15 protein-coding genes are annotated in these 18,546 nt (G+C 65.7%); 10 read left to right on the top strand and 5 right to left on the bottom strand.

The window, feature by feature from the left end:
• The first annotated feature begins 98 nt into the window (after window positions 1-98).
• Window positions 99-2,612: an FAD-dependent oxidoreductase gene (locus FY251_RS13450; RefSeq protein WP_148415393.1), complete on the top strand. Its 2,514-nt coding sequence runs from the start codon at window positions 99-101 to the stop codon at window positions 2,610-2,612.
• A 145-nt stretch (window positions 2,613-2,757) separates the two neighbouring features.
• On the opposite strand, the gene FY251_RS13445 is transcribed toward FY251_RS13450, so the two are convergent.
• The 4 genes from FY251_RS13445 to FY251_RS13430 form a co-directional block, all read right to left on the bottom strand.
• Entirely contained in the window at window positions 2,758-3,132 is a 375-nt protein-coding gene (locus FY251_RS13445; RefSeq protein WP_148415391.1) for a PIN domain-containing protein, read from the bottom strand.
• Window positions 3,133-3,363: an AbrB/MazE/SpoVT family DNA-binding domain-containing protein gene (locus FY251_RS13440; RefSeq protein WP_148415389.1), complete on the bottom strand. Its 231-nt coding sequence runs from the start codon at window positions 3,361-3,363 to the stop codon at window positions 3,133-3,135. It lies immediately after the preceding gene.
• A gap of 154 nt (window positions 3,364-3,517) precedes the next feature.
• Window positions 3,518-3,928 carry a hypothetical protein gene (locus tag FY251_RS13435; RefSeq protein ID WP_148415387.1) on the bottom strand — a complete coding sequence of 137 codons (411 nt, stop codon included), beginning with the start codon at window positions 3,926-3,928 and terminating at the stop codon, window positions 3,518-3,520.
• Window positions 3,925-4,788, bottom strand: coding sequence for a ParA family protein (locus FY251_RS13430; protein ID WP_148415385.1), 864 nt, complete (start codon window positions 4,786-4,788; stop codon window positions 3,925-3,927). Before FY251_RS13430 ends, FY251_RS13435 begins: the two co-directional genes overlap by 4 nt.
• A 262-nt stretch (window positions 4,789-5,050) precedes the next feature.
• Between FY251_RS13430 and FY251_RS13425 the strand changes: the two genes are divergently transcribed.
• From FY251_RS13425 to FY251_RS13400, 6 genes are all read left to right on the top strand, one after another.
• Complete coding sequence (locus FY251_RS13425; protein WP_148415590.1) at window positions 5,051-6,421, top strand: SLC13 family permease; 1,371 nt, start codon at window positions 5,051-5,053, stop codon at window positions 6,419-6,421.
• A 157-nt stretch (window positions 6,422-6,578) separates the two neighbouring features.
• Window positions 6,579-7,232: a helix-turn-helix domain-containing protein gene (locus FY251_RS13420; RefSeq protein WP_148415383.1), complete on the top strand. Its 654-nt coding sequence runs from the start codon at window positions 6,579-6,581 to the stop codon at window positions 7,230-7,232.
• Window positions 7,233-7,415: 183 nt separating this feature from the next.
• The gene (locus tag FY251_RS13415; RefSeq protein ID WP_148415380.1) at window positions 7,416-9,284 is read left to right on the top strand and encodes an ABC transporter substrate-binding protein; all 1,869 of its coding nucleotides are present in this window, start codon (window positions 7,416-7,418) and stop codon (window positions 9,282-9,284) included.
• A gap of 51 nt (window positions 9,285-9,335) precedes the next feature.
• Window positions 9,336-10,331, top strand: coding sequence for an ABC transporter permease (locus tag FY251_RS13410; protein ID WP_148415378.1), 996 nt, complete (start codon window positions 9,336-9,338; stop codon window positions 10,329-10,331).
• A complete protein-coding gene (locus tag FY251_RS13405; protein WP_148415376.1) occupies window positions 10,328-11,248 on the top strand; it encodes an ABC transporter permease in 921 nt (306 codons plus the stop codon). The genes FY251_RS13410 and FY251_RS13405 overlap by 4 nt, the downstream gene beginning before the upstream one ends.
• Window positions 11,245-13,359: an ABC transporter ATP-binding protein gene (locus FY251_RS13400; RefSeq protein WP_148415374.1), complete on the top strand. Its 2,115-nt coding sequence runs from the start codon at window positions 11,245-11,247 to the stop codon at window positions 13,357-13,359. Before FY251_RS13405 ends, FY251_RS13400 begins: the two co-directional genes overlap by 4 nt.
• A 394-nt stretch (window positions 13,360-13,753) precedes the next feature.
• Here FY251_RS13400 and FY251_RS13395 read toward each other — a convergent pair whose 3' ends face one another.
• Entirely contained in the window at window positions 13,754-14,794 is a 1,041-nt protein-coding gene (locus FY251_RS13395) for a zinc-binding dehydrogenase (RefSeq protein WP_042662228.1), read from the bottom strand.
• Window positions 14,795-14,893: 99 nt separating this feature from the next.
• On the opposite strand from FY251_RS13395, the gene FY251_RS13390 reads away from it, so the two are divergent.
• The 3 genes from FY251_RS13390 (at window position 14,894) to FY251_RS13380 (ending at window position 18,524) form a co-directional block, all read left to right on the top strand.
• The gene (locus FY251_RS13390) at window positions 14,894-15,667 is read left to right on the top strand and encodes an SDR family NAD(P)-dependent oxidoreductase (RefSeq protein WP_148415372.1); all 774 of its coding nucleotides are present in this window, start codon (window positions 14,894-14,896) and stop codon (window positions 15,665-15,667) included.
• Window positions 15,668-16,432: 765 nt separating this feature from the next.
• Entirely contained in the window at window positions 16,433-17,302 is an 870-nt protein-coding gene (locus tag FY251_RS13385; RefSeq protein ID WP_089780045.1) for a fumarylacetoacetate hydrolase family protein, read from the top strand.
• A 244-nt stretch (window positions 17,303-17,546) separates the two neighbouring features.
• Entirely contained in the window at window positions 17,547-18,524 is a 978-nt protein-coding gene (locus FY251_RS13380) for a D-xylose 1-dehydrogenase (protein ID WP_148415370.1), read from the top strand.
• Window positions 18,525-18,546 lie beyond the last annotated feature (22 nt).

The raw sequence follows: 18,546 nt of genomic DNA, 5'->3' as shown, positions 1-18,546 counted from the left end.
GCGACGAGACCCGGCTCTCGTCACCCCCCGGTACGTATACACCTCAGATAGTGGACCCGGAGAGATATCCGGGGGCCGCAGTCACTACTGTTTGGTACATGAACACATGGTCTACGTTTCCCGAACGCGCCGGAACGGTCGTTGTCGGGGCCGGCTGTGTCGGCTGTAGCGCGGCGTATCACCTCGCCGAGTCGGGCCGCGAAGACGTCGTCGTCCTCGACCGCGGGCCGCTGTTCGAGACCGGGGGGTCGACGTCTCACGCGCCCGGGCTCGTGTTCCAGACGGCCGGGAACAAGCTGATGACGGAGATGGCGTCGTACACGCGCGACCTCTACGACGGGTTCGGCGACTTCCGGACGTGCGGCGGCATCGAAGTCGCCTACTCCGAAGCGCGCTGGGACTTCCTCAAGCGCAAGCGCGAGTGGGGACAGTCCTACGGCATCGACGAGGGCGAACTGCTCACGCCCGAGGAGGTCGAAGCGCGCGTCCCGCAGATAAACTCCGACGTCATCTACGGCGGGTACTACGTCCCGTCGGACGGGAAGGCCGACGCCGTCAGCGCCGCCGAGTCGATGGCGGAGGAGGCGCGTGAGGTCGGCGTCGAGTTCTACGGCCACACCGAGGTCACGGACATCGACGTCTCCGACGGCAGTATCGACGCGGTCGACACCGAACACGGCCGCATCGAGGCCGACGAGGTGCTCGTCGCCACGAACATCTGGGGGCCGCTGTTCGGCGAGATGGTCGGCACGGACATCCCGCTCGTTCCCTGCGCGCACCAGTATCTCGTCTCCGATGAACTGGACGAACTCGAAGGCGCGGAGCGCGAAATCGAACAGCCGCTCCTCCGGCATCAGGACCATTCGCTGTACTACCGCCAGCACGGCGAGCGCTACGGTATCGGCTCGTACAACCACGAGTCGCTTCTGGTCGACCCGGCGGACATCTACGGTCCCGACAAGCTGGACGACCTCGGACTCGAATATCCATCGCTCCGCGAGTTCACGGAGGAGCACTTCTACGAGAACACCCACCCGGACCACGACCGGTCGGCGTTCGACGCCGCCAGCGAACTCGTCCCCGGCTTCGAGGACTGCGAGTGGACCTCCGCCATCAACGGGATGTTCTCGTTCACGCCCGACGGCATGCCCATCCTCGGACCGGACGAGGACACCGAGGGACTCTGGTGGGCGCTCGCCGTCTGGGTCACGCAGTCCGGCGGCGCGGGCGATATCGTCGCCAGCTGGATGGAAGACGGAACGCCGCGGCTCGACGGCTCCCGCGTCGATGCCTCCGGCGCGCACGTCTCCCGGTTCCAATCGCACGCGGGCAGTCGAGAGTACACCTACGGGCGCGGCGCACAGCAGTACCGCGAGGTGTACCAGCTCATCCATCCGCGCGAGCAACCGAGCGGGCAGCGCGCGCTCCGCCGGAGCCCGTTTTACGACCGGCAGGACGACCTCGGCGCGGAGTTCTACGACAGCGACGGCTGGGAGGTCCCGCAGTGGTACGAGTCCAACGAGACGCTGCTCGAAACGTACGACGTGCCGGACCGCCCCGACTGGCTCTCCCAGAACTGGTCGAAGGTCCACGGCGCGGAACACCAGCACCTCCGCGAGAAGGTCGGCATGGTCGACATGACGACGTTCACGCCCATCGAAGTGTCGGGCCCGGGCGCGCTGGAGTTCCTGCAGGGGCTCCTGACCAACGACATGGACGTCACGCCGGGCCGGATGCGCTACTCCGCGATGCTCAACGAAGACGGCGGCGTGCTCGCCGACCTGACGGTCGCCCGCCTCGGCGACGACCGCTTCGTGCTGTTCACCGGGGGCGGAAGCTCGGCGACGCTCCACTCGCGGTGGGTCGAAGAGCACGCGCCCGACGACGGCTCCGTCGACGTGACCGCACACGTCTCCAGTCGGACCGGCATCGGCGTCTTCGGACCCGACTCCCGGAAGGTGCTTTCGGACCTCGTCGAGGCCGACCTCTCGAACGACGAGTTCCCGTTCTATTCGGCACAGGAGACGTACCTCGGAAGCATCCCCGTGACGATGCTCCGACTCTCGTACGCCGGCGAACTCGGCTGGGAAATCTACGCCCCGACCGAGTACGGAAGCCAGCTCTGGGACGCGATTCGGGAGGCCGGCGAGGAGTACGACATCGCGCCGGTCGGCTGGGCCGCGCTCGACTCGACGAGCATGGAGAAGGGCTTCCGCCTCTGGGGGACGGACCTCACGCCCGAACACAATCCGTACGAGGCCGGAATCGGCTTCGCGGTCGACCTCGACACCGACTTCGTCGGGAAGGCGGCGCTCGTGGAAGCCAAAGCCGACGACAGCCCGAGCGACCGAATCGTCCCGATAACGCTCGACGAGGAGGAAGCCGTCGTCGACGCGGGCCATCCGGTGGTCGCCGACGGTGACGTCGTCGGCTACTGCTGTCGGGCGGACTACGGCTACACCATCGACGCCGGCATCGCGTACGCCTACCTCCCCGAGAAATACGCCAGTTCGGGGCAAGACGTCGAAATCCGGTACGAGGGCGACGCCCACCCCGCGACGGTCCGGTCCGGGCCGCTTTTCGACCCCGACCGAGACAAGATGATTCGGTGAGTGCCGGATTTCGCCGCGTCACCGCCTCCGCCTCGATTTATCGGCGCTGTCGAACTTCAGTCGCTGATAATCCGCCGCGGCCGTGTTGAACTCGGCAGATCTGTTGGGAACCGGGACTGTCTGGAGAATAACTGCCCTACCGCTGTCACTCGTCTCGGACGGCCTTCAGGTCGAGCCGCGGGGCAAACGACTCGTACGTCTCGTCGCTCGACACGATCGTGTCGCCATCGGACTCGACGAGATGGAGCGCGTCGAAGGGCGTGAACCCGTGGTCTTCGACGTAGGTCGCGGCCGTGAGAACCGTATCCACGTCCCCGCGCACTTCCAACAGCGCGGCGACGTTCGCGACGACCCGCTCCGTGTCCCGTTCTTCCCGGTACGCGACCATGAGGAGTTCGATGAGCGTGAACTGCGACGTCCACAGCTCGTCTCGGTGGTCTCGGTAGACCGCCTCTGCGGCGTCGCCGAGCCAGTCCTCGTCCTTGATGAGCGCCAGCAGGAAGTCCGTCTCGGCGTACATTCAGCGGCCGGCCTCGTCTATCGCCGCGTTCCGGGCTCCGCGGCGGAGTTCTTCGGCCGTCTTCTCGACGTCCGCGAACTCGGTGCGGAGCGCATCGAGCGGGTCGTCCTCGATTGGTATCAGCTTGATTCCGTCGTGCAGTTGGACGATGCGGTAGTGTTCGCCGTACCGCTCTCTGACCTCTTTGGGGAGCGTGAGGCGTCCGCGACCGTCCAGCGTCGCTTCGGACATACGTTCTACTACGATGGGTAGAAAGAAGAGTTTTCCCCATATATTGATTCACGACCCACTCGGATAGAACCCTCCCGCTCCCGAACGCTCCCGCTGTCGGTGTCACTCGACTTCTGTCCGGCGCTACGAGCTCGACGGTTTCGGATTATCTGAGTTATTTGGACTCCTCGTCGTCGACGCCGCGCTGTTCGAGGACGCGTTCGACGATTTCTTCGGGGTGTTCGGTCGCCACGGCGAGCGCGGCGTTGTGGAGTTCGCTCTTCGTGACGCCCTTGAGACCGTGGTCGCGGGTCAGTTCGCGCTCCACGTCGTAGGTGATGATGTCGTCGAACTCGTCGGCGACCGCTTCGAGGACGTACAGCGCCTTGTGGACGGTCTCGTCGAACTCGAACGCGGGGTACTCGCGGGGGTCGACGGGTTCGGCGGATGCCGATTCCGACTCCCCCTCCGATTCGACCGCGTCGTCGGTGCCGGCGTCTTCGGGTTCGGGTTCCGGCTCTGGCTCCGAGGCGGTTTCGCCGCTCCCCATCGCGGCGTCGAGGTCGCCGAAGGGGTCTTCGCTCATCGGGCCACCTCGCCCTCTTCGACGATTTGCGCGAGTTCGTCGTAGCACGCCAACTGGTCGCAGGTGCTGTCGTAGTCCCGCAGGGGCATGTGTTCGCGAATCGACGCGTCGATGGCCGACCGATGCCGAATCCCCGGCTTCGGCAGGTCGCCGTCCCACTCGCCGTCGTCGATGGCCTCGAACACTTCCGGGTCGGTGTACGCGAAGTTCGGGAGCTTCGAGGCGATGTTCGGCTTCGAGACGAGCGCCTCCACGAGCCGTCTCGTCGGGCGGTCGTGGTCGATTCGGTCACGCAGGTCGGTCGGCACGACCGCGAGGATTTCGAGGTCGAAGTGTTCGCGCGCGGGCGTGATGAGCCGCTTGACGGTCTTTTCGAGCCCCGAGAGCGCCCCCGACTCGGGGCGCATCGGCAAGACGAGGTTCTGCGTGGCGTACAGCGCGTTGTCGTTGAGCTTCCCGCGCGCCGCGGGGCAGTCAACGACGACGTAGTCGTAGTCGTCGCCGAGAAGCGGGTCGATGACGCGCTGTTTGAGGCGCGCCGACCCCATCATCACGCCGCCGAGGTCGGACTCGACCTGCTCGATGCGGTCGTTCGACGGGAGGAGGTCGATTTCGAAGCCGGTCTCCAAGATGAGCTCTCCCGGCTCCAACTCGGCGTCGTCGAGGAGCACGTCGCCGAGGTGCGCTTCCGAGTAGAACTCCTCGCCGAACCCGAGGCCCGTCGTGGTGTGTCCGTTCGGGTCGAGGTCCACGAGCAGCACGTCGCTTCCCCGGTGTGCGAGTTCGCGGGCGAGGTTGATGGAGGTCGTCGACTTGCCGATACCGCCTTTGAGGAGACAGACGCTGACTGCGCGTGACATGATGGGGATATCCGTGATAGCGTGATTCTCGGCGCAGTTGAAATAATTATGGTTACTCCAACTCTTTGAACAACTCAAATTATTCAGATAATCCATCTTCTTTACACTCGGCTGATTGCGCCGACGTGGTTCGCTCTTGGCCCGACTGGCGGCCCGAATTGTCACCGGCAGTAGCTATTTGGGTCCGTTGTGTGCAGGTAAATTCGTGACAGATTGGTTGCCCGACCGAGGGCTTCGCGTTCCCGAACTCTCGTCGCAGACGGTGACGCTCGCGGTCGCCGCCGCCCTGCTCCTCGCGGTCGTCGGCCTCCGTCCCGTCTCCGCCCTTCCGGTCCGGTCGCAGTACGCGCTTTCGGTTTTCGTCGTCGCGCTCCTGCTCTGGTTGACGAAGCCGGTCCCGTACGCGATTTCGAGTCTCGCCTGCGTCTCCCTGTTGTACGCCCTCGGCGTCGTGAACTCTTTCGAGGCCGCGGTGAGCGGCTTCACCTCCTCGCTCGTGTACTTCCTCCTCGTGTTGTTACTCCTCGGCAACGCGGTCCGGTCTGTGGGGCTGGACACCCGGTTAGCGAACCGACTGCTGTCCCCGGACAGCACGCCTCGCGGGACGTTTCGCTCCATCGCCCGAAACGTCCTCGTGCTGGCGCTTTTCATGCCGTCGGCGATGGCCCGTGCGGTCGCGTTCATCCCCATCGTCGAGGAGGTGACAGCGGAGTTCGACCTCTCAGCGGGAAGCGGGTTCGAACGGGCGGCGTTCCTCCTGTTGGGCCACGTTAACCCTATCGCGTCGATGGCGCTCATGACCGGCGGCGGGATGGCGCTCGTCACCTCGGGCATCCTCGCGACGAGCGTCCGACCGCTCTCGTGGGTCGAGTGGGCGGTCTTGATGATTCCGCCGACGGTGGTGCTCTACGCGCTCGCCACCGCGGCCGCCGGCCTCCTCAACGACGTCGACGCCGACGCGACCGTCGACCCCGCCCCGGCGGGGATTGCGGACCCGTCCGCCGACGGCGAGCTGACTCGCGAGCAGGGACTCGTCGCGGCGGTGATGGCCGGGACGGTCCTCGCGTGGGTCGTCGGGTCGTTCGTCGGGCTCCCCGAGATTCTCCCGGCGGTCGCCGCGGTTACGGTCCTCGCGCTTCCCGGCGTCGAAGTTATCGACGCCGACGACGTCAAGGGACTCAGTTGGGGCGTCCTCTTTCTCATCGGCGCGACGCTGTCGATTCTGGACGCGCTCGAAGCGACTCGGACCATCGCGCTCGTCGTCGACCTCCTCGCGCGGTTCGTCCCGTTTGCGGCGTTCAGCCACTGGCAACTCGTCGGACTGCTCCTCGGGTTCGCGGTCGCCGTCCGCGTGCTCTTTTCGACCGGGTCGGCCGCTATCGTCGTGATTCTCCCAATCGTCCTGCGGTTCGCGGAGACGTTCGGCGTGACGCGGCTCTACCTCGGCCTCGCGGTCCTCCTCGTGGTGGGGTCGACGACGATTCTCCCGTTCAACACGACCGCCGTCCTCGTCTCGCTGGACCGCGGACCGCTGACCAACCGAGACGTGACGCTGTTCGGACTCGTCACGATGGGTCTGTCGCTCGTCGTCGTGACTCTCTCGTGGCTCTTCTACTGGCCGCTCGTCGCCTGAGTCGGTGACCGGTCCACCGCCCATCCGCGCGAATCCATGCTTCGGCGACCGCACCCGTCGCGACAACCACCGGGCTATTTGTAGGTGAACGGTATCTGCCCGGTACGGGTGAGTTCGCATCTTACGTGTTGAGTTTACGACGGCCCCGACCGGCGTCATGTCGAAGATAGACCGCCGCCTGCGAGACGCCCGGAGCATCGAGTTGGACAACGCCTTTTACGTCGAGGACGGGACGTGGATCGAGTCGCTCACCGTCGCCTCGAACGGCCCCTTCGACGTGGAGTCGCTCCTCGCCGACATCTCGGGCGTGACCGTCTTCTACGACGAGGAGATTCCGACCGCCTCGACCGACGTGCAGATACGCCGAGTGACGATTCTCGCCAACGAGTCGTACCCGTTCATCCTCGGACTGGTTCTCAGACAGGAGACGATTCCGAACCGCATCGTCCTCCAAGACGGCGTCTTCGAAGTCGTCGCCACCGCGCAGGACTGGGACCACTTCCGGGAACTCGCCGACGAGATTCAGGAGACGCTCGGCGAGTTCGAACTCCGCTCCGTGACGCAGGACGAGGCCCCCGGTGAACCGCTCGACAGCGGGCGGTTAAAGGAGGTGTTAATCTCCAAGCTGACCGACGATCAACTCGCGGTCCTGGAGACGGCATTCAACCGCGGCTACTTCCACATCCCGCGGGAGACGTCGGAGACCGAACTCGCGGACGAGCTGGGCATCGCCCAGTCCACGCTGAGCGAACGACTCCGGACCGCGGAACGAAACCTGCTCGAACTCATCTACGGTCCGCGACAGGAGTAGCGCCGCACCCGCTGGAGAATGTTGCCGCATCTCGACGACCGAGTATATAAAGAACGATAGATATCGGGACGTATCGGGAACAGCACCATGGAAGATACTCCATAACAGGCTGTCGCAATGTCGGAGAAAAATCGTGATAGTTCAGGTGTCGAACGCGGAACTGGCCTCACGCGACGCGACTACGTGGCGGCGACTGCGACCGCCCTCGGCGCGACCGGACTCGCGGGGTGTACCGGTGGCGGGGGCAACGGGAGCGGCGGGAGCGACGGCGGGTCGAGTCTCACTCCCGATGTCCCCTCCGGGACCCCGGAGACGGTCGAGACGAAGTACTGGCGCGAGTGGGAGACCATCGACGCCGACGAACCGCCGCTCGACTACAGCGCGACCGCAGGCGCGGTGTTGGACCCCGTCCCGCTCGAATTTTCGAGCGAGGACGACCCGTGGATGCGGGAGCACGCGCTCATGGTCCAACGCGGGCTGGACGCGCTCGGCGTTCCGACGCAGCTCAACGACCGACCGCTGAACCAGCTGTACGCACAGAGCTGGGACACGAAGGGGCTCGAAGCCATCCTCTCGATGAGCACCCACGGTCCGGACCCACAGCGCGGGCTGGACCCGAACCCGCTTTTGATGCGGCGGAGCGAGACGAGCCTCTCGAACTACGACAACTACTACCACCCCGACCTGCAGGAGGTGCTGACCGAACAGAGCCGGACGACAGACCGAACCGAACGCGAGGAACTCGTCGCCGAGGCCCAGCGCATCTTCAGCGAGGACGTGGGCGCGCTCATCACGCTGTTCCCCGACGTCATCACCGCGGTCAACACCGACCGCTGGAGCGGCTACGTCCAGACGCCGGGCAACGGGCCGACGAAGGACTCGTTCGTCTGGTCGGAGGTGAACCTCCAGCCCCAGACCGACGACAGAACCTACATCAAGGGCGTGACCACCTCGATGAACTCGCTGAACCTCCCGTGGGCCGCCGGGGGCGCGGAGGCGAAGCGACTGACGTTCATCTACGACGGCCTCTTCGACGCCACGCCGGACCTCGAAGTCGTCCCCGCGCTGGCGACCGGCGGCGGCTTCGTCGACGACACCACCGTCGAACTCACCCTCCGCGAGGGCGTCGAGTGGCACGACGGCGAGCCGTTCACCGCCGAGGACGTGAAGTTCACCGTCGAACTGTACAAGGAACACTCCTCGACCAGTCAGACGCCGTTCTACGAGCCGGTCGAGTCGGTCGAGGTGCTCGGCGACCACGAGGTTCGGTTCAACCTGACGGGCCCCGACGCGGCGTTCATGACCCAGCGCGTCGTTCGCAGCGTCATCATCCCCAAGCACAAGTGGGAGGACGTGGAGAACCCGTCTCAGCACAACCCCGAGTCGCCGGTCGGCACGGGGCCGTTCGCGTACGAAAACTGGGAGCAGGGGACCCGGTTCGAGGTGTCGAAAAACGAGGGCCACTGGATGTTCGACGACGGCTGGCGGGCCGACGTGCTCGGCGACCAGGCCACGACCGGCGACGGCGTCGACCGCGTCATCTGGATCAACGTCGGCAACATCGACTCCATGATCGGCTCGCTGCAGGGCGGCGAAATCGACGCCATCGGCACGACGCTCTCGAACTCGCAGGCCGACCGCGCGGCGAGCACCGCCGGCGTCGAGAAGATGACCTCGGGCAACTTCGCGCCCCTCGACACGAAGCTGATGTTCTCCTGTCCGCTCGTTCGAGACAAGGAGTTCCGCGTCGCTCTCGCCAAGTCGGTCGACACCGAGGGCTTCGCCGCCGACGTGCTGCAGGACCGCGCGACCGTCCCGAGCGGGGAGAACCCGATTTCGGACCTCACGCCGTGGCACACGTCGGACACGACGCACTACGAGTTCGACATCGACGGGGCGGAATCGCTCCTCGAACGGGCCGGTTACACGTGGGACGGCGACGGGAACCTCCGGTTCCCCAACGGAGACGCGTGGGCCGCCTTCGTCGAGCGCATCCAGCCCGGAAACATGCACAAGCGCCGCGACGAACTCGGCCAGGCGGACTTCTCGTGAGGTGACGAGCATGTCGAACACTATCCACTCGCGGCGTCGGGGGGCCCGACCATGAGCGAGTTCCAGCGCTTCCTCGCGAAGCGGCTCGCCATCTCTATCGGGCTCACTCTCGTGGCCGTCTCGGTCATCTTCGTCGTCCTGCGGTTGCTCCCCGGCAGCCCGTTCGAGTCGCTCGTCACCGCGGGCAATCTGAGCCAGCAGCAGATCACCGAGATTCGGGCGATGTACGGCCTCGACCAGCCGATGTGGCGGCAGTACCTCAGCTACCTGCAGAGCATCCTGCTGTTCCAGTTCGGCTACTCCATCCTCCGGAGCCAACCCGTCTGGGAGGTGTTGGCCCCGCGGCTCGTCAACACGCTCATCCTGCTCGTCCCCGCGTTAGTGACGACGGCGGTCCTGAGTTCCCTGCTCGGGATGTACGTCGGCTGGAACCGCGGGAGCAAACTGGAGAAGCTCAGCATCGTCGCCACGACGTTCCTCCGGTCGACGCCGGTGTTCATCACGGGCATCCTCTTCGTCATCGTGTTCGCGTACAACCTCGAACTGGTGCCCGCCTTCGGGATGCGCTCTATCAGCGCCTCGCCGGAGGGCTACGTCGAGCGGTTCGCCTCGCTCGACTTCCTGCACCACTACATCCTGCCGTTTACCGTGTCCGTGCTGTACTACAGCGGCGATTTCCTGCTTTTGGCGCGCAACGGCGTCGTCGAAAAGCGGGGCTCCGAGTTCCTCAAGCTCCACCGCGCGAAGGGGCTCTCTGAGATGCAGCAGCTCGCGCGGGCGGGCCGGAACTCCATGCTGCCGATTCTGACCTACTTCGCGCTGCGTCTCGGGATGATATTCCAGGGGCTCATCCTGCTCGAAGTCGTCTTCGGCTGGCCCGGCATCGGCCGCGAACTCGTGCTCGCCATCCAACAGCAGGACTACCCGCTGGTGCAGGCGGCCGTGTTCATCATGGCGCTCGCGGTCATCGTGGCGAACCTCGTGGCCGACGTGCTGTACGCCTACTTCGATCCGACCGTCTCGACCAGCGGGGGTGGTGTCGCGTGAGCACCGAGACGAGGCCCGAAGCCGAACTGAAAAAGCGCGTCGAGGAGATCGCGGAGACGCTCCGCGACCAGTTCACGTTCCTGCGGCGCGACCGCCTCGCGTTCGCCGGCGTCGTCATCGTCGCGGCGTTCGTCTTCCTCGGCCTCCTCGGCCCCGCGCTCGCCCCGCACGACCCCATCGAGCACACCGTCCGAGACGACGCCGGGTCGATGCTGCGGCTGTCGGAACCGACCGGCGCGGCCCCCTTCGGGACGACCGCCTACGGGAAAGACGTCCTGAGCCAGTTCCTCGCCGGCGCGCAACCGACGTTCATCGTCGGGCTGTTCGGCGGCATCGGAACCGGCGTGCTCGGCTTCCTCGTGGGGCTCGTCAGCGGCTACTACGGCGGCTGGGTCGACGAGGTCCTCATGCGCCTCACGGACCTCACGTTCTCCCTGCCGTTCACGCCGATGGCGCTGTTGCTCCTGACGTTCGTGACGCCGAGCGTCTGGCTCATGACGGGTATCATCGTCGCGTTCCTCTGGAAGATGCCCGCGCGCGTCGTCCGCTCCGAGGTCCTCTCCGTCAGGGAGCGGACCTTCGTGAAGTCGGCGCGCGCCAGCGGCGCGAGCGACCTGCGGACGATGCTCTACCACGTCGCGCCGAACGTGCTTCCCATCGGCTTTCTCTACACGGCCTACGGCATCGCGTGGGCCATCGCCGCGCAGGCCAGCCTGGCGTTCCTCGGCTTCGGCGACCCGACCGTCACGAGTTGGGGCCGGATGCTCCGACAGGTGTTCGAATCGGGCAACATGCGCGTCGCCTGGTGGTGGGTGCTCCCCCCCGCGCTCGGCATCGCGGCCATCACCACCTCGGTGTTCCTCATCGGCCGCGCCTACGAAGAAGTCATCAACCCTGAAATTCAGACCGAACAATGAGCCTCCTCGACATCACGGACCTCACGGTCACGTACTCGACCGACAGCGGAACCGTCCACGCCGTCAACGACGTGTCGTTCAGCATCGACGAGGGCGTCAACTACGGCCTCGCCGGCGAGTCCGGCTCGGGGAAATCGACGCTGGCCGAGGCGGTTCTCGGCCTCCTCCCGAGCAACGGCTCCGTCGAATCCGGCAGCATCGAATTCCAGGGCCGCGACCTGACCGGCCTCAGCGAGCGCGAGCGCCGCGACGTGCTCTGGGAGGACATCGCCTACATCCCCCAGAGCGCGATGGACTCGCTCGACCCGGTGATGTCCACCGGCGCGCAGATTCGACAGGCGATTCAGACCCATCGGAACGTCACCGACGACAAGGCGCGTTCGCGGGTTCGAGAGCTGTTCGAAATCGTCGGGCTCGACCCCGACCGCATCGACGACTACCCCCACGAGTTCTCCGGGGGGATGCGCCAGCGCGTGACTATCGCCATGGCGCTCGCGCTCGAACCGGACCTCATCATCGCCGACGAGCCGACCACCGGGCTCGACGTCATCGTCCAAGACAAGATCATCGACAAGATTCTGGAGATACAGGACCGGATGGACAGTTCGCTGCTTCTCATCACCCACGAAATCGGCGTCATCGCCGAGACGTGCGACGAGTTGTCCATCCTCTACGGCGGGAAGGCGATGGAGCAGGGAAGCGTCGACAACGTCCTCGTCAACCCAACGAATCCGTACACGATGGGGCTGAAGAACTCCTTCCCCGAGATTGAGGAGGGCGACCAGGACCCCGTCTCGATTCCGGGGTCGCCGCCGAACCTGAGCGAGTCACCCAGCGCGTGCGTCTTCAAGGACAGGTGTCCGTTCGCGACCGAGGAATGCGAGGCGTCCCATCCGGACCTCGTCGACCTGCCGAACCGCAACCACCGCTCGGCGTGCCACCACGTCACCAAAGCCGCCCAGATGCGGCGCGACGCCACCGACCCGGAGACGTGGGGCATCCCCGACAGTCACGACGAGTCGGGCCGCGGCGAGGTGCTCCTCGAAACCGACGGCCTTGAGAAGTACTACGAGCAGAGCCAGTCGCTCTTGGAGAAACTCAGGGGCAACGATCCGAACTACGTCCGCGCCGTCGACGGCGTCTCCCTGCGGGTCCGGCGGTCCGAAATCCTCGGCGTCGCCGGCGAGTCCGGCTGTGGGAAGTCGACGCTCGGTGAGACCATCGCGCTTCTCAAACAGCCGACCGGCGGCGAGTTCGTCTTCGACGGCGAGTCCTACGAGCACTACGCCGACGGGAACATGCGCGAGTTCCGCCGGAAGGTGCAGATAATCTTCCAGGATCCCTTCGACTCGCTCAACCCGAGACAGACGGTTCGGCAGTTGGTCGGCGAACCGCTCACCATCCACGACTACCGGACCGACGAGCGCGAACGGGCCGTCGTCGAGACGCTGGAGAAAGTCGGGCTCACGCCCGCGCGGAAGTTCCTCGACCAGTACCCCCACCAGCTCTCGGGGGGCCAACGCCAGCGCGTCGCGGTGGCCAAAGCGCTCGTCCTCGACCCCGACTTCCTCATCTGCGACGAGCCGGCGTCGATGCTCGACGTGTCGCTGAAGGTGAACCTGCTGAACCTCCTTCGAGAACTCGCGGACACGGAGGACATCGGTATCGTCTACATCTCTCACGACCTCGCCAGTCTGGTGCAGGTGTCGGACCGGCTCGCGATTATGTACCTCGGGCGGGTCATCGAGGAGGGCGACGTCGAGTCCGTCGCGGCCGAGCCGAAACACCCGTACACCACCTCGCTCCTCGCGGCCGCCCCCGAGAAGGACCCGACGGTCGACCGCGACCGCGTCCTGCTCGACGGCGAGCCTCCGAACCCGGTCGACCTCCCGCCGGGGTGCGTCTTCGCCCCGCGGTGCCCGAAGGCCGAAGACGAATGCCGGGAGAGCGAACCCGGACTCGACACCGTCCGAAGCGGCGACCACCGCGCCGCGTGCTACTTCCCGGACGGGGAGATCCCCGCCGCGGACGACCCCGCCGACGACCGCTCCGGCACATACGGGGACCCCGAGTTCTCGTCGCCGGCTAGTGGCGATTCGGCGAGCGACTGACGCCCTCCTTCGATTCCGCTCCCGTCGCCTCTTTGCCGACCTCCCGGTAGCGCCGCGTCTCGATTCGGATTCGAGGCCTGGACCGCTGCAGTAGTATTGTGGAACATAAAAAATTCTATCGGAAAAAATAATAGGAAACTTCCCAACTTACTAGACGAATTTGTCCATTCCCAGCGATTTAAAGCGACTAAAACTGCATTAATCTACTGATTAATGGGGTGTAGTTGCCATTTTGTCCGAAATACTTAATTATGGATGATAGGGGTCAGCTTAAAAACCAAAAACACGGGATATTAGTGTTTATTCGGGTCTTTCCCTGATATCCCTCGTATATAGTATTGTGGACATTTTGGTTTTCTATCTCGGTTGGGGTTGCGACCGTTCGAGGGCTCGCTTACGCCAACTCCGAGACGTCGAACACCGGCTTGCACGTCCCGCCCTCGATGAACGTCTCGAAGGCCTCGTCGGCTTCGAGCAGCGAAAACCGGGTATCGACGAACGTCTCGCAGTCCACGTCGCCGTCGCGAATCAGTCGGAAGGAGCGCTCGAAGTCCTCGTACATCGAGGCGTACGAACACTGGAGGTCGATTTCGGCCCGGACGAGCGGGGAGTAGGGCATCGTGGTCTCGCCGGTCTGCCCGACGAGGACGATTTGGCCGCCCTTGCGGACCTCCTCGACGGCCGTCGTGAGCCCCGAGGGGTGGCCGGTCGTGTCGAACACCACGTCGTAGCCGACGCCGCCGGTGTGGCGCTCGCGTCGCGCCTCGGTGTCGTCGTCGGCGACGTTGACCGTCTCGAACCCGAGTTCCTCGGCGAGCGGGAGCCGATACTCGGCGTCCTGTCCCACGCCGGAGACGACGACGGTCCCGCCCTGCGCGGCCGCGATTTGGGCCGTGAGGAGGCCGATTGGCCCCGGTCCCTCGACCAGCACGCGGTCGCCCGCGCCGACCCGCGAGTTCTCGATGACGGCGCGGGCGGCGATGCTCGTCGGCTCCGCGACCGCGGCGTGCCGCTGTTCCACGTCATCCGGAATCGGGTGCAGGGCGCGTTCCGGGACGGCGATGAAGCGCTCGTACGCGCCGTCGTGGTCGACGCCGGTGATGACCGCGTCCTGGCAGACGTTCTCCTCGCCGATGCGACACTGGTAACACTCGCCGCAGCCCCGAATCGGCCGTTCGACCACGCGGTCGCCGACGCCGAACTCGGTCACGCCGTCGCCGACTTCGACCACGCGCCCGGCGTACTCGTGGCCGATGACGGTCGGGAGCTCCATCCGCTCGAAGGCGGATTCGAACTCGTAGATGCCCGCGTCACTCCCACAGAGGCCGGCGTAGTCGACCTCTACGAGCACTTCTCCCGTGCCCGGCTCCGGTTTCTGTCGCTCGACGAACTCCATAGCGCCGGAGCTACGCTCCACTTTGGCAAGTCCTCGCATGAGACCACATGTGGCACGGGTCCGTAAAAACGTATTGCATGCGGCACTCTCGTCGCGCGTTCCGCAACTATCATGTCGGCACCGTGCAGACTGGAACCCATGGTCGCATACGAGCACACGCCGGTCTCCGTCAGTGACAAGCGCGTCGTCGTCGTCGGCGGAACGAGCGGTATCGGACAGGCAATCGCCCTCGGATTCGCCAGCGAGGGCGCGGACGTCCTCGCAACCAGCCGACGCGAGTCGGCGGTCGACGAGACGGCCGACGCGATCGAGGACTTGGGGGCGAACGCGGTTCGAGAGACGTGCGACGTGACCGACCCGGCCTCGCTCGAACGCGTCCGCGAGCGCGCCGTCGAGGAGTTCGGGGGCATCGACGTGGTCGTCGCCTCGCAGGGCGCGATTTCGCGCGAGTCGGTCCGCGACATCGACGACGACGCGTGGGACCACGTCACCGACATCGCGCTCGGGGGCGTCCGCCGCGTGACGCAGGCGATGGCTCCCGCCGTCGCCGACGGCGGGTCGATAATCAACATCTCCTCTCTGGCCGCGCGGCTCTCGATGGCGAACCTCCCCGCCTACTCGGCGGCGAAGGGCGGCGTCGAGGCGTTCACCCGCGCGTCCGCGAAGGAACTCGCGCCCGAGATACGCGTCAACGCCATCGCGCCCGGGTTCGTCATCACGCCGCAGAACGCCGACACCTACGCCGAGGGGACCGAAAAGCGCGAGCGAATCGACGAGCGAACGCCGCTCGGCCGGGTCGCGGAGCGAGAGGAGATCGTCGGCGCGGCGGTCTTCCTCGCGAGCGACGCGTCTTCGTTCGTGACCGGTGAGGTCGTCACCGTCGACGGCGGCTTCGCGGACAGCGCGTTCTGACCGGCTGTTCTCCTTTCGCGTTGCGGATTCGTCGCTCGTCGACGTGCTCGCGCGTCGCCTCTCGGGTAGTCTCCGGCCTCTCCCCGCTCCCCGGCGGGTCGCTCCGTTTGATTCCGGTCACCGCAGGACGACGATTCTGTAATAGGGAACGACCCCGTCGAATCACACACCGCCTCGTCCGTGCCCGGTCGTCGCCGCGGTGACCCGGTAATATCGCGTCCGTTTCCCGTCACCAGGCGTTCTGAATTACAAGCGTACTCGTGTAATTCATTCGGTCATCTTCGACCGTAGAATGCACCAGTCGCGCGATCTCCCGTTCGAATACGGCGAGATTCTGTTCTGTAATAGAAAATATTCACTCATCGGTGACTCTCGACTCGGAAGACCCCGAATATCGACGTAGACGGTTCAAATCGGTCGAACTGCCTTCTATTCGAGACTCGTTTTCGGCAGTTCCTTCCTCAGTTCTCTATGGCGGTCTGATACGGTCATATCCGAGTTATTCGGTCGACAGTTCCCTGCATCCAACTCCGTTCTGTTTATAAGAACATTTGTGTCGGCCTTCAGCACGGTGGTCCCGAGTGCCCGTCGACCACGATGCTCCGGCCTGCCGGCGGTCGGGCGAGGTGAGGGCGGTCACTACCCGCGCTCGTCGGGGGTTCGAGACCGAACCCGCCGCCGTTTCGTGTTTCTGTGTCTCACCCCTCGCACCCCGCTCGCGTCGGGACGTACTTTTTTAACAATCGCTGGTAATGGGGTTACTGAATGCACTACCACCAGCTAGCGGTGTCGGGAGAGCGACACCTCACGGTGAGTCGTGACTCCACGACGTACGACCTCACGAGCGCCGACCCGGACCTTCGGACGTTCGGAGACTTGGCTCGGGTGGCGAGTATCGCCCGAACTTCCATCGACCGACTCGCGGCCGAACTGACCGAGGACGCGGACGTGGTCGACGACGCGTTCGTCGACCGACACGCGACTGTCCCGGTCGACGCGGAGGAGGTTTGGGCCGCGGGCGTCACCTACCAAATCAGCGAGCAGGCGCGCGAGGAGGAGAGTTCGATGCCGGACATGTACTTCGACGTGTACGACGCCGACCGGCCGGAGATCTTCTTCAAAGCGACACCGTCGCGAACGGTCGAACCGGGCGACGCCATCGGCGTCAGGGACGACTCAGAGTGGGACGTTCCCGAACCCGAACTCGGAATCGTCCTCCGCCGCGGCGAAATCGTCGGCTACACCGTCGGCAACGACGTGAGCAGTCGTTCCATCGAGGGCGAAAACCCGCTGTATCTGCCGCAAGCCAAGGTCTACGACCGCTGTTGCTCTATCGGTCCGTGCGTGGTCACGCCGGACGACGTCGACGACCCCCACGAGTTGGAGATGAGCATGACCATCGAACGCGACGGCGAGGTCGTCTACGACGACGCCACGAACACGAGCGAGATGGTCCGGAGCTGTGAGGAACTCGTGTCGTACTTCACGCGCCACAACACGGTCCCCGAACTGGCGGTCATCCTCACGGGCACGTCGCTCGTCCCGGACCACCCGTTCGACCTGCAGGCGGGCGACCGCGTCGACATCACCGTCGAGGGCATCGGCACGCTCTCGAACTCCGTCACCACCGTATGAGTCCACAGCCATCGACCTCGTCGAGGAGTTCACGCGCCGGGACTGGCGGGACGACGACGCGGCTGGCACCGACGGGGTCGCCGTGACCGGCCTCGGGTGGTGGACCCGCGACGAGGCGTCCGCACTCTGAGAGACCGCGGTCGTCGTTAGCTCGAAGGCGAACCCGACGGCGCGACGGCACACAGACCCGATTCGACGGGGTTTCTCCAGCAGTTTTATCACCGGAGTCGCCTGAATTCCTCTCATGAAATTCGGCATCGTCGGCACGGCGGGCATCGGCGTCAAATCGGTCATCCCGGCGGTTCAGGCGAGCGAGCACGCGGCGGCCGCCATCGCGTCCCGCGACGAGGCGCGGGCGAGCGCGGTCGCCGACGAACTCGGTATCCCCACCGCGTACGGGAGTTACGAGGCGCTTCTGGCCGACGACTCACTCGACGCGGTGTACGTTCCGCTCCCCAACAGCCTCCACGCCGACTGGGTTCGGGCGGCCACCGACCGCGGTCTCCACGTGCTCTGCGAGAAGCCGCTGACCGCCAGCGCCGACGAGACCGCCGCCGTCTTCGACTACTGCGAGGACGCGGGCGTCACGCTGATGGAGGGGTTCATGTACCGGTTCCACCCGCGGACCGAGCGGGCCGCGGAACTCGTCGCGTCGGAACTCGGCGAGGTCGTCTCGGTCACGTCGAACTTCTCGTTCCGCCTGCCCGAGGGAGCCGAGAACATCCGCATCGACCCCGATCTCGCCGGCGGGAGCGTCATGGACGTTGGCTGTTACGCCGTCAGCGCGGCGCGGCTCTTCCTCGGGACGCCCGACCGGGTGTACGCGACCACGACCGACACGCGCGACTGCGGCGTCGACACGCGGATGTCGGGCGTCTTGGAGTACGACGCCGGCGCGACCGCCCGCGTCGAGTCGTCGTTCGACACGCCCGAGACCCAGTACTACCGCGTCCAGACCACCGACGGCTGGCTGGAGGCGAAGACCGCGTTCAACGTCGATCCGACGGCCTCGGCCGAACTCACCTACGCCACCGACGGCCGCGTCGTCACGGAGACGTTCGACCCGACCGACAGCTACCGCCGCGAGGTCGAGGCGTTCGCCCGCGCCGTCGAGACCGGCGAGACGCCGCGAATCGACCGCGAGGAGTCCGTTGCGGTCATGCGGACCATCGACGCGATTTACGAGAGCGCCGAGACCGGGGCCGCGGTCGACCTGAACTGACCGCCCGCGGCCGCTGTCCGCT

The organism is Haloferax sp. KTX1 (assembly GCF_902410085.1).
Lineage (GTDB): Archaea > Halobacteriota > Halobacteria > Halobacteriales > Haloferacaceae > Haloferax > Haloferax massiliensis.
This window is presented reverse-complemented; position numbering and strand designations above follow the sequence as displayed.